This window comes from Pseudomonas sp. MF08875, from assembly GCF_059862525.1.
Map to the genome: position 1 here is coordinate 49,077 of NZ_JCBCUW010000036.1, position 12,036 is coordinate 61,112.

The following is a 12,036-nucleotide window of genomic DNA, read 5'->3' on the forward strand; positions in this document are numbered from 1 at the left end:
TCAGCTGCTATGTCATGGACGCACCTTCATCTTGAGTTGGATTGGACAAGCTTCCGTATAAGGCCCGCTGTAACCGTCAGATGACGGCGAAGAAAACGATGGGCAGTATTCACAGCCACTTAGCCTTCTTGAAGCGCACAAATAGGAAAACGCACGATATCGCTATCACTCCGAGCACGACAAAGTATCCGTAGGCCGTGTCCAGCTCCGGCATGTGCTTAAAGTTCATGCCGTATATTCCAGCGATCGCCGTCGGGACTGCCAGTATTGCCGCCCAAGCCGCCAGCTGGCGGGTGATCACCCCCGTCCTTTGCGCTTCAAGAAGGCTGCTGGCCTCAAAGACCGTGGACAGGACAAGCAGGAGGCCGTCGACCATGGACTGCACGCGGTGGACATGGTCCGCGACGTCGTGGAAATATGGTGTCATTTCGGCGCTGATGCAGGGAAAGTGGCCGCGAACGAGCTTTCGCACCAGCTCGGCCATAGCCCCGAGCGTGCGCTGGAACCGCGTGAGTTCGGACCTTAGTTCGAAGATTCGCGCCACCTCTTCTGGCCCGAGGAAATCGTGCAGCGACCGTCGCTCCATCGCCAGGACGTCGTCCTCGATCATTTCGAAGATGGGCAGATACTGGTCGACCACGCGATGCAAGATCGCGTGCAGCACATAGTCGACACCCTTGCCGAACTGCGTCGGCGATGCCTCGAGTTGCTCCCGAAGTTTGCCCAGCGCTCCGGCATTGCCGTGCCGCACGGTGATAAGGTGATTGTGACCGGTGAAGATCGCCATCTTGCCGTAGCTGATCCGGTCGCCGACCAGCTCGGCGGTCTGCGCGACGACGTACAACTCATCGTTGTAGACCTCGAGCTTGGGCGGGCACAGCGGGTGCATCGCGTTGTCGATCGCCAACGGATGAAGATTATATGTCCTTTGGATCGCGAGTAGTTCCTCGGGGGTGGGTTCGCTAAGCGCGATCCAGCAGAAGCCCGAGCGACTCTCGCCCAACTTGACGTGCTCATCGAGCGCGATTTCGCGAACTCGCTTGCCTTCGTTGTAATAATAGGCGGCGATGATGCTCATGCTGGCCTCGCGGGAATGTGGAGGCCACGCTGGACGGCCGGTCGAGCCAGCCCGCGTCCAAGCCATGCGCGGACGTTCGAAAAGCTGCTGAGGCCAAGGATGTCACCCGCAGCGTAGAATTCCACCAGCGCATTCACCCAGCCGAGCGTCGCGATGTCCGCGATCGAATAGTCGTCGACGATCCAGTCGCGGCCTTCCAGCCGGCGATCCAGAATCCCCAGCAGACGCGTGGATTCGTCGATAAAGCGCTGTTGCGGCCGCTTGTCCTCATAGTCCTTGCCGCCAAATCGCAGGAAGAAGCCGAGCTGACCGAACATCGGCCCGATGGCCGACATCTGAAAGAACACCCACGCTAGGGTCTCGTAACGCTGGCCTGGTTCGGTGGAGATGAACTGACCCGTCTTGTCGGCCAGATAGAGGAGGATCGCACCGGATTCCCATAAGGCGATGGGTCTACCGTCAGGGCCAGCCGGATCGATGATCGCCGGTATGCGTCCGTTCGGGTTCAGCGACACGAACGCCGGATCCTTCGACTCGTTGTTCGAGATGTCGATCAGGTGGGGCTCGTACGCCAGGCCAGTCTCCTCAAGCATGATCGAGACCTTGACGCCATTGGGCGTAGGGGCTGCGTAGAGTTGCAGGCGATCGGGATGAGATGCCGGCCAGCGCTGCGTGATCGGAAAGGACGAGAGGTCTGGCATAAATCTGCGATCCTGGTGTTGCGATGGCGACTGACTGGAACGAGCCGTCACTCTGAAGTAGGGTTCGATGACCGCGTCGCTGAACGACGCGGTCACGAAGATTGCGGACCGGATCGGCGCAGTGGCAACGGCAGTGAAGCCTATTCCGCCGCGGTCCCGGCCGCTGGCTGTACGTCGTCAACCTTTTGGCGCTTCGGAAGCACCCAGCCGGGACGGACGAAGTGGCAGGTGTAGCCGCCCGGGCGCTTCTCCAGATAATCCTGGTGATCGGGCTCGGCCTCCCAGAACTCGCCGACCGGCTGGACCTCGGTCACCACTTTGCCATCCCACAGCCCCGAGGCATCCACATCGGCGATCGTATCCTCGGCGACGCGCTTCTGCTCCTCGTCGACATAATAGATGCCCGACCGGTAGGAGAGCCCACGATCATTGCCCTGGCGGTTCAGCGTCGTCGGATCGTGGATCTGGAAGAAGAATTCCAGGATGTTCCGGTAGCTCGTCACTGTCGGGTCGAAGACAATCTCGATCCCCTCGGCATGCGTGCCGTGATTACGATACGTGGCGTTCGGAATATCGCCGCCCGTGTAACCCACACGGGTCGAGATGATGCCGGGCCGCTTGCGGATCAGATCCTGCATGCCCCAGAAACATCCTCCTGCGAGAACAGCGCGCTGATGCATGTTAAGCCTCCTCTACTTGATCGAGATATTCACCGTATCCCTCGGACTCCATCTCGTCGCGCGGGATGAAGCGAAGGGACGCTGAGTTGATGCAGTACCGCAGACCGCCGCGGTCGGAAGGACCATCGGGGAACACATGGCCGAGATGACTGTCTGCGTGTACTGACCTGACCTCCGTCCGGACCATGCCGTGTGCGCTGTCCCGCACCTCGTTCACGTTTGCCGAAACGATCGGCTTGGTGAAGCTGGGCCAGCCAGTACCCGAATCGAACTTGTCCGTCGAAGCGAACAGTGGCTCTCCCGACACTATGTCGACGTAGATGCCAGGCTCCTTGTTGTCGTTGTACTCGCCCGTGAAGGGCCTTTCGGTGCCCGCCTCCTGGGTAATTCGGTGTTGCTCGGGAGTCAGGTGGTCGATTGCTGTCTGTGACTTTTCAAACTTCATTACAGTCTCCAATACTTATCTAGAGGGCCAGGCACGCTACCGCTAATTTTTTATGTCTCCTGATTTGCTCCTACAATGGTAGTGGGATGGCAAACGAGGTTTTACTAAGTGTTGGAAAATTAGAGATTTAAATTTCGCGTCTATTAGTTCTAGCGCAACTGAGTGGTTAAGCAAGTACGTAATCAGTAAATATTAAAAAAATAACACAAAAGCACGATTATATAATACAGTGTCAGTGTTTTATGATAATCAACAACGCCTGTCAAGGCAATCGCATGAAGCTCACCTGAGACCTAATAGTTCAGCCCGATAATCATCAGAGGTTGCAGCAATCAGCCTTCGTGCCTTGATGCCACCCTTGCGCTTGACCGGATCCAACCGGATCAAATTCAATGTAAGTTGCTTGAGAACGGCCATGTTGTGGGCAGCATGCCCGGTTCGGATCCGCATCTGATCGTCACCAAAAATGACATCCATGCACCAGTGGACGCGGTTCTCCACGCCCCAGTGCGCCCTGATGGCATGTGCGATGCGCTCTGCATCCGGAGCAAGACTGCTGATGTAGTAACGGCGCTCCAGGCTGGTCTGGTTGCCCACAGTCCGCTCGGACTCCAGCATCACGAAAGTGCGCAGTCCTGGCCAGCGTTCTGGCTGTGGCAGGCACTGGAGTTGGTCGAAAACATGGCAGCGACGAACCTCCAGCCGGCCATGGTCCTTCTCGACATGCTCGAAGTGCGCATGGGGTACCCGGGCAGGATCGCCGTCCAAAAAGGTGTCAGCGAAGTCATCGATCGCTTCGGCCAGCTTCGGCTGGTTTCCCTTGATGGCCAGCAGATAGTGCGCCCCGCGATCGAGAATGGCCTGTGCAATGTCCGGCTGGGTACCCATGGCATCGATCGTCACGGTGCAGCCCTCAAGCGCCAGTGTGGCCAGCAGCTCAGGAATGGCGGTCTTCTCGTTGGACTTCTGGGAGGTCGCCCTCTGCCCGAGAATCAGCCCTGAATCAGCCGCAAAAGCGCTGACCAGGTGCAACGGGGCCGTGTTTTTCTTGCCGGAGCGGCGACTGGTCTTGCCGTCTAGGGCAACCACTTGCGGAGAAAGGGCCGGTAGGATCGCCGCAACCCAACAGCGGAAGGCCTGCTCGAACTCCTCTGGATCGATCAGGCTGAATAGCCGTCCAAAGGTGTCGTGTGAGGGAATGCCGTGGGGTAGTTTCAGAATACGGCGGAACCAGTCCAGCCGCTGCTCAGCCCAGAGTTCGATTTCGATGAAGGTGTCAGCGCCGGCAAGCACGCCGCAGATAGCCACGACCAGTGTTTCGACCAGGTCGTGACGAATCTTGCCCTGCTGACGGGGATCATTGATGGCGACCAGAACATCGGAGATTGGTATGTGATGCGACATTGCAGGGCATCCTGAGTAGAGAGGCGCTCAGGATGCCCGCTGGGAAAGGACTCATTCAAATCGGCAGGCGTTCATGCGATTGCCCTGCAACGCCTGTTTAGATGCTGGTAGATGCGAATTTTTTGGCGTACAGTCAAAATTTTCTGATGGTTGCTTAGTGTGTTGGCGCTGATGGAAAATTGACCCACCCTGCCGATTGAAATTTGACCCAGGGCGGATTGCTGATTTTGTTACCAGCAACTGTGGATAAGTCTACCAGCGCAGCTGCTGTTGCCCCCACTCCTTCGCTAGCCCAGTTCAGTTGTTTAAGACCTGCCACACGCAGCCATGTAGCAGGCCGTCGTCGCCATGAAATCAGAACGGCTCATCGTCCTCCGGTTCCTGGCCGCCCTTACGCTTTCGCTCCCGTGATTTGATCTTGGCCTGGGCCGCCAAGCTACTGTGTTGCAGGCGATAGGACTCGTTACCGGTTTCGACGATGTGGCAGTGGTGGGTCAGCCGATCCAGCAGGGCGGTGGTCATCTTGGCGTCGCCGAACACGCTCGACCATTCGGCGAAGCTCAGGTTGGTGGTGATCACCACGCTGGTGTGTTCGTACAGCTTGGATAGCAGGTGAAACAGCAACGCACCGCCGGCCTGGCTGAAGGGCAGATAACCCAGTTCGTCGAGGATGACCAGATCCATGCGCAGCAGAGCTTGGGCGATCCGCCCGGCTTTGCCGTCGTGCTTTTCGCGCTCCAGCAGATTGACCAGATCGACCGTGGAGTAGAAGCGCACGCGCTTGCCGTGCCGGGTGATGCCGGACACGGCCAGCGCAGTGGCCAGGTGGGTTTTACCGGTGCCAGGCCCACCGATCAGCACCACGTTCTGCGCGGTGTCGGTAAAGGCCAGACTGGCCAGTTCGCTGATCAAACGAGCGTCTGCGCTGGAGGCGCTGAAGTCGAAGCCGGCCAGGTCGCGGTGCATCGGCAGCTTGGCCATGTTCATCTGGTGGCTCACCGAGCGCATGGCGCGATCTGTGTGCTCTTGTTCCAGCAGGTGTTCGAGCAGCCACTTGGACGAGGCTGTGTTCGACTCACCCTGCGCAGTCAACTCCGCCCAGGCCGTGGCCATGCCGTGCAGGCGCAGCTCCTTGAGTTCCGCCATCAAATCACGCATGACCGATCTCCTCGGTCTGGCCACGCAGGCGGTCGTAGCGCGCCGTGTTAGCGACGGGGGCTTCCTTGAGCGACAAGTGGGTTTCGACGCTGGGTGGTGGTTCGGTCGCGGCCAGGCGCGCCACGACATTGAGGATGTGTTCGGCGCTCAGGCTGCCGCTTTCCAGTACCAGCTCAACAGCCACCAGCACCGCATCGAGCCCGGCGACCGGTACGGCAGCCAGAACTTGCGCCATGATCCGGTCACCGCCGGCATGACGCCCCAGACCGTGCTTAAGCTGACGCAGCGGCGCCGGCAGATCAGCAAAGGGCGCGCCGTTGCGCAGCGCACCGGGCTTGCGTTCGATCAGCGGGAGGTAGTGCTGCCAGTCATAGCTGACCTGGTCGCGATCCAGCAAGCGGACATGGCTGGCGATCAGCGCGTCGTCAGCCACCACCTCGATTCGCGTCGGATACAAACGGCTGCTGACCCACTTACCCGCATACTCACACGGCACCGAGTAGCGGTTGCGCCCGACGCTGACCAGGCAGGTGCTGGAGACCCGCGCAGGCCGCTCGACGTAACCGTCGAATGGCGCTGGCACAGGCATCAGTTCAGCGCGCTCCAACTCCAGCACTTCGGCCACACTCAGCCCGCTGTATTGAGGGTGCGTCAGCTCGTTCCAAAGCGCGCGGCAGCGCTGGCCCAGCCAGGCATTGAGTTCCTCGAAGGAGTGAAACTGGCAGTCCTGGGCGTCTAGCCAGATACGCCTGCGGCTGTCTTGCACGTTCTTTTCAACGATGCCCTTTTCCCAACCAGCGGCGACGTTGCAGAAGTCCGGATCGAACAGGTAATGCGCGCACATCACCGCAAAGCGCGCATTCACCGCCCGGCCTTTGCCCTTATTGACCTTGTCGACGGCGGTCTTCATGTTGTCGTAGATGCCCCGGCGCGGCACGCCGCCCAAGGAGCCGAACGAGCGTGTATGGGCGTCAAATAACATCTCATGGCCCTGGCTCGGATACGCCACAAGCCAGAACGCACGGCTGGCACACAGCTTCAGATGTGCCACCTGCATACGCCGGTAAATGCCGCCGACCAGCAAGCCTTCCTCGCTCCAGTCAAACTGAAACGCCTCGCCAAGAGCAAAGGTCAGCGGCACAAAGGCCTGCGACGCCTTGCCCTGTCCCCCTCGCCAGGCACGGATAAACGCGGTGAGCTGGCTGTAGCCACCGTCATAACCTTCGGCTTTGATTTGCGCCAACAGCGCCTTGGCACTGCGCCGCTGTTGCTTGGGCCGCAGCGAATCGGCTTTTAGCGCCTGCTCCAGCGTGGCGTGAAAAGGGCTGAGTTTGTTGAAGATCGCGCGGCGTTGGTAGACCGGCGGCTTGGCCTCAGGTGCTCTGACCCACTTGCGAATCGTGTTGCGCGCCAACCCGGTGCGCTTGGCTATCTCATGCAGCGACAGCTTGTCGCGGAAATACATCCGGCGAATTTTGCCCATCATTTCCATACTGATCACCCTGTGTTCTCCTGCTCAAAAATTGAGCAGAAGCAGTTGAACACCTGGGTCAGTTTTCAGTCGGCAGAACAGCCTCTACTGGGTCAGTTTTCGGTCAGCGGCAACACCCCGGCGGCAATCAGCGCGTCGCGCTGCAAATCGGTAGCCTGGGAGCCGTCCGCCTTCGATACCCGCATGTAGCCTATCAGCATGTCGTACCTGTCACATATACGTTCGATTATGTGACAGTGTGAGCCAGAAAGTTCTCGCCGTCAAAAACTGTCACTTAACCCGTCATTTAGTCTAAGACCTGCAAACGGCCATTCAGGCTCGTAATGTGACAAAAACTCCGGCGGGATGCCCTCCTTGGTGAACGTGGCGCGCAAACGTTCCAGGGATTCGGGGTCGCGTCGCCCGTAGGACGCCAGTGTGAACAGCAAGCGGGCCGTCTCCGGGTTGTGTCGCGCTTCAATGATGGCCTCATCGATGGCCTGGGCTGCTCGTTGCCAGTGGTTGATGGGTTCCGGCTTCGGCACCTTCGCCGGCAGGCCGTTGGTGAAACCAGTGTGCGGCTCCGTCTGAAACAGCGCGGCCTGTTCCCCGCGCGGGATCAGCGCCTTTGACTCGATCAGCGTGATGGCGGTGGCCGCCGCCTCCAGCATCTGCCACTGCACCGCCGGGGCCAGAATCTCGTAGGGACGCCACAGACTCTGCCCGGCGCGCAGCGGATGGCCGCAGCGCTCCCAGACATGGCGGATGCTCGCCGAGCAACTGCCGCAGTGCGAGAGCGGCGTGTTCAGCTCATCAAGCAGGGTGCGCAGCAGCCGGAACCACAAGCCGGCGTGGACACGCCGACGCGGCAGCTCCACAAAACCCGTCGTCAGCGCCTGCCAGGTGCGCCGGTCCATGCAGGCGATTGCGTCATCGGCAGGGCGCGGCGCAGCATCGGCGATTTCCCACTGAAGATACCGGCCGTGCATGCCCCAGTAGGACTCCAGCCAGCAGCCATGCTGCGGGCAGCTCAGCATCAAGGGGAGCTGCCAGACGAGTAGCACAGCTTGATTCGTTGGATCGTTCAGACACTGCGGACACGCCCGGCGAATCGTCTGGCTCGGTAGCCAGGCACGCCAGCGAGTGATGGACCGCACCTTGCGGGTGCGCTTGGGCAGGAGCACCGCGCATTGGAATGTATAGGTTTCCAAGGCTGCTGGTACCGAATCGTCGAGACTGTCGAGCAGCCACGGCACCCAGCCTGCAAGACTCATGCTGCGCAACCGCTCCAGCTCGACGCCACTGCGCTGGCAGAGCGCCGTCAGCAACGACAAGGATGGTGCGGTATCCAGGTCATCAAGTTGGCTGTGACCAAGATCGTGGGCCAGCAGCTCGTGCACGTCCATCTGGTAGCAGGCGGCGACCCGGTTGAGCCATGAGGACAGGGCTTCGCCTTCCTTGGGTGCCGGATGCAGCGGCCAGCGCGGCGCGGACTTCACATCAGTTCCCGCTCGAACTGTCGCCGCCGCTCACTGGGGCCGATGTAGTCGGCCATGCTGAGCGTGCGGTGGTTGATCGCTTCCTCGCCACTCTCCACGGCGGCGACGGCCGCCGCCACCAGCAGATGTGCAAGCTCGCCGATGGTGCCTTCGCTCCGGGTGAGCAGGTAGCGGGCCATGTCCAGCGTGGCAATCGGGGATGGCCGCCGTAGCGGGAGTGACGCCGCGAAGCTGGCCAGCAGCGAGCAGCAGTCCTCATTGGCCTCCCACGGCGGCAGCAGCATCGGCTCGAAGCGGTTTTCCAACTGATCGTCCGAACGGATGGCCAGGTACGCCTCGCGCGTGCCGACCCCGACCAGGGGGATACGCAGCTCGTTGCCGAGGAAGCGCAGCAGGTTGAGGAACTCGCGCCGGTTAACGCTGTTGCCAGCCAGTACATTGTGCAGTTCGTCGATCACCAGCATGCGCACGCCGACCTTGCGCAGCAGGGCCAGCGCCAGTTGCTCCATTTCCGGCAGCCGTGGGCGCGGGCGCAGCGGCGCGCCCATCGCAGCCAGCAGCGCGACATAGAAGCGGATCACCGATGGCTCTGACGGCATCTGCACGACCAGCACCGGGATATGTTCTTGGTCAGCGTCGGTGCCGACCGGGTGCGCCCGCCGGAATTTCTCGACGATCATCGACTTGCCGTTGTTGGTGGGGCCGACCAGCAGCAGGTTTGGCATGCGTTGCTTGTTCGGCCACGCATACAGAGTTTCCAGCCGGTTCAGCGCCTCGACCGCGCGCGGGTAGCCGATCCAGCGGTCGGCGCGAATGCGCTGGATGCGCTCGTCTGCCGGCAGCCTGGCCAAACCCTGTGCCGCTGGCAGCAGGTGGGACAGGTCAATGACGGGATATTCGTCCACGGCTACCACTCCTCGATCTGATCGAACGGTTTGGCCGGCGGCAGGTTGTCTGCCTGCGGGTCAGCCATGTCCACATCCGGCGGTATGGGCTTGGCCGGTGGCTCCGACGTCTTGAGGTGCTGGCGGCGATCAGCGTCGCGCCGCGCCTTGCGCGTGGCCTTCTGGGCGGTGGTCACGATCTCGCGCATCTGCCCGATCATGCGGAACAGCGCCGACTCGTCCACCTGCTCGCGCCCGAGCTGACGCAATTTGGCCAGCGCCTGGCGTTGTTCCCAGAGGGTGACGGCCGGATGGGACAAGGTGCGGTAGTGGATCTCCAGATAGTGCTGACCTTCCGGTTCCAGTACCCAGATGCGGCTGATGTCGCGCGGATCGCGCCGGATCAGGAAGGCGGGCAAGCGCTCGCGCCGGGCAATCCACGGCTTGAGGGCGTCGGCGTAGTAGTGGATGTGGTCGATGACAAAGCCGGTGCGGGTCAGGGTGCGGCGGATCACCGGCAGGAAATCGACCAAAAACGCGGTGGGGCGGGTAACGACGGCCGGGACGCCAACGCGCTCCACGGCCTCGGCCCAGCGCGCGGCCGGCGGCTGGAGCAGGCCGTTGTGCACGGAGCCGTGATAGGTGCCTACCGCCAACGCGAGCCAGCGCTCCAGCTCGCGCAGCGTCAGGGTGGCCATCTTCTCGGAATCGTACTCGCCGCGCTGGCCGGGATTGGAGAAGGTCGTCCCCGGTAATTCGTCGTGGATCATCTGCATCGCCGTGCCGATGATCCGTTCCACGATGCCGCCGTAGTGCGGCTGGCCTGGTGGGCGATAGTCCAGCCGGATGCCATGCTGTTCGCAGCCACGGCGCAGCGCTTCGCTTTTGAACTCGGCCGCGTTGTCCAGATAGAGCAGCCTGGGCTTGCCGCTCATCGGCCAGTCCATTTCCACATTCAGCCCTTCCAGCCAGGGCCGCTTGTCGCAGGCGGCATGCGCGAGGCATAGGCCGACCGAGACGGCGGACGGCGCTTCCAGCGTGACCACCAGGCCGAGTACGCAGCGCGTGAACACGTCGATGGCGAGGGTCAAATATGGGCGGCCAATCGGTTGCCGGTCGCGCTCGTCGACCACGATCAGGTCGATGACGGTGTGGTCGATCTGCACCTGTTCCAGCGGCATGGTGACTTCGGGCGGAATGCCACCCGCGCCTTGCAAGGGACGGGCAGCGTCCTGCCCGCCCCGGCTGCGGGCTATTTTCGCCGGGTGTAGTCCGGCAATCCGCTGGGCCACGGTGTTGCGCGCCGGCACCGGCAGCTTCTGGGTTTTGCACGCCTGCGCGACTTCGCGGTGGAACGCCGCCAGGCTGCGTTTCTGCTTGGTCAGGAAGCGCTTTTGCAGCAGCTCGCGGATGATGCGCTCGACCGGTTCCGGCAAGCGCCCCTTGCCTTTGCCGCCGCCGGATCGGCCGGGCGTCAGGTCTGTTACCAGGCCAGTACCCTGCCGGGCGCGACGGATCAGGACATATACCTGTCGCCGGGACAGGCCCAGCGCTTGGGCTGCCTCATCGGCGGCTTCATGCCCGACCACCTCAAGCGCTGCCAGTGGCCCGATGATTTCCGTCCGGTGCCGGGCTTGCGCCCATGCCTCGTCGGGCAGGGTGGCCACGCCTTGCGCGGCAATCGGTGGAGTGTCTGATGTCATGCCCAAACCTCGCTTTGGTGCACACGAGTATTGAGCATAGTCGAGATTGGTGCAGACGACTCCTGATATTGGGCTGTCAGGAGCCGTATGCACACCAGGCGTTACATCCAGTCAGATGGTGCGGTCGTCTTCTGAAAACGACACTGACGCCAGGTTGAGGCATAGCTCAATATGACACATGGCTGCAAATCGCTAATTTTCCAACTATAAAGAGCTATGCTCTCAAGAAGCGGTTGCGCTAACCGATACAGTATAAATTGGGCCCCAAGTATTATTTTATTTGCACAAAGGTAATGATTATGTTTTTCAATAAAAACAAACAACTGCTGGACACAGAAAATAAGCTCTCAGAACTACAGCGGCAGCTTGATTCAATAAGTCGAAATGTCGCGGAAATCAGATTCAGGCCAGACGGGAGCGTAATCTATGCGAGCAATATCTTTCTAGAGATGCTTGGTTACAAACTCGAAGAAATAGCAGGGCAGCACCACAGAATTTTCTGCGAAAAGAATTATGCTAACACAGCTGATTATTCGCGCTTCTGGCAGAAATTGGCTGACGGCCATCTTCAATCAGGTTTATTTAGGCGGCTGCGCAAAGACGGTAACTTAGTATTGATTGAGGCTACTTATATTCCAGTTCAAAATCAAGATGGAAAAGTTATTGAAATCATTAAGATTGGCTCAGATGTCACTCAGAGAGAAAACGAGTTACTCTCACTAAGAGCCGTCCATGCAGCCATCTCCCGCTCGATGGCGGAGATCGAGTTCACACCTAACGGTGACATCCTGCATGCAAATGAGAATTTCCTCCGTGCTATGGGTTATCGCCTCAGCGATATCAAGGGTCGACACCACCGAATGTTCTGTTTCGATAATTTTTATCAACCTGAATTCAACACATAAGTGCAACGCTCACCCCTGTATGCACTTCGTACGGCGTCTTCCAGCCCAAGCGCTTGCGCGGGCGTAGATTGATCCTCGCTACTGTCCGATTGACGGCTTCGACGGTCA

Annotated in this window: 11 protein-coding genes and 1 pseudogene; 1 reads left to right on the forward strand and 11 read right to left on the reverse strand. The window is 60.2% G+C overall.

Annotated elements, in window-relative coordinates; genetic code table 11:
- Nucleotides 1-109: 109 nt before the first annotated feature.
- The 10 genes from AC19YT_RS19940 to AC19YT_RS19985 all read right to left on the reverse strand — a co-directional run bounded on the left by AC19YT_RS19940 (nucleotide 110) and on the right by AC19YT_RS19985 (nucleotide 11,023).
- A complete protein-coding gene (locus AC19YT_RS19940) occupies nucleotides 110-1,078 on the reverse strand; it encodes a magnesium and cobalt transport protein CorA (RefSeq protein WP_003464971.1) in 969 nt (322 codons plus the stop codon).
- Nucleotides 1,075-1,779 carry a glutathione S-transferase N-terminal domain-containing protein gene (locus tag AC19YT_RS19945; protein ID WP_003464969.1) on the reverse strand — a complete coding sequence of 235 codons (705 nt, stop codon included), beginning with the start codon at nucleotides 1,777-1,779 and terminating at the stop codon, nucleotides 1,075-1,077. Before AC19YT_RS19945 ends, AC19YT_RS19940 begins: the two co-directional genes overlap by 4 nt.
- A 140-nt stretch (nucleotides 1,780-1,919) precedes the next feature.
- Nucleotides 1,920-2,459, reverse strand: a complete 540-nt coding sequence (gene msrA, locus AC19YT_RS19950) for a peptide-methionine (S)-S-oxide reductase MsrA (RefSeq protein WP_003464967.1) — start codon at nucleotides 2,457-2,459, stop codon at nucleotides 1,920-1,922.
- A 1-nt stretch (nucleotide 2,460) separates the two neighbouring features.
- On the reverse strand, nucleotides 2,461-2,904 hold the full coding sequence (gene msrB / locus AC19YT_RS19955) for a peptide-methionine (R)-S-oxide reductase MsrB (protein WP_003464965.1): 444 nt from the start codon (nucleotides 2,902-2,904) through the stop codon (nucleotides 2,461-2,463).
- Nucleotides 2,905-3,186: 282 nt separating this feature from the next.
- Nucleotides 3,187-4,308, reverse strand: a complete 1,122-nt coding sequence (locus tag AC19YT_RS19960) for an ISAs1-like element ISPa60 family transposase (protein WP_010455375.1) — start codon at nucleotides 4,306-4,308, stop codon at nucleotides 3,187-3,189.
- Nucleotides 4,309-4,662: 354 nt separating this feature from the next.
- Nucleotides 4,663-5,466, reverse strand: a complete 804-nt coding sequence (gene istB, locus AC19YT_RS19965) for an IS21-like element ISPst3 family helper ATPase IstB (protein ID WP_010454871.1) — start codon at nucleotides 5,464-5,466, stop codon at nucleotides 4,663-4,665.
- On the reverse strand, nucleotides 5,459-6,958 hold the full coding sequence (gene istA / locus AC19YT_RS19970) for an IS21-like element ISPst3 family transposase (protein ID WP_024012635.1): 1,500 nt from the start codon (nucleotides 6,956-6,958) through the stop codon (nucleotides 5,459-5,461). Before istA ends, istB begins: the two co-directional genes overlap by 8 nt.
- A 260-nt stretch (nucleotides 6,959-7,218) precedes the next feature.
- On the reverse strand, nucleotides 7,219-8,436 hold the full coding sequence (locus AC19YT_RS19975) for a TniQ family protein (protein ID WP_054471483.1): 1,218 nt from the start codon (nucleotides 8,434-8,436) through the stop codon (nucleotides 7,219-7,221).
- Nucleotides 8,433-9,341 (reverse strand): TniB family NTP-binding protein, encoded by a 909-nt coding sequence (locus tag AC19YT_RS19980; protein WP_003465065.1) that lies wholly within the window; start codon nucleotides 9,339-9,341, stop codon nucleotides 8,433-8,435. Before AC19YT_RS19980 ends, AC19YT_RS19975 begins: the two co-directional genes overlap by 4 nt.
- Nucleotides 9,342-9,343: 2 nt before the next feature.
- Nucleotides 9,344-11,023: a TnsB C-terminal domain-containing protein gene (locus AC19YT_RS19985; protein ID WP_034011913.1), complete on the reverse strand. Its 1,680-nt coding sequence runs from the start codon at nucleotides 11,021-11,023 to the stop codon at nucleotides 9,344-9,346.
- Between the two features lie 299 nt (nucleotides 11,024-11,322).
- Between AC19YT_RS19985 and AC19YT_RS19990 the strand changes: the two genes are divergently transcribed.
- Nucleotides 11,323-11,928 (forward strand): PAS domain-containing protein, encoded by a 606-nt coding sequence (locus tag AC19YT_RS19990; RefSeq protein ID WP_500610863.1) that lies wholly within the window; start codon nucleotides 11,323-11,325, stop codon nucleotides 11,926-11,928.
- On the opposite strand, the pseudogene AC19YT_RS19995 reads toward AC19YT_RS19990, so the two are convergent.
- Nucleotides 11,918-12,036: pseudogene (locus AC19YT_RS19995) on the reverse strand (IS30 family transposase); the annotation flags it as partial. The gene AC19YT_RS19990 and the pseudogene AC19YT_RS19995 sit on opposite strands and share 11 nt — an antisense overlap.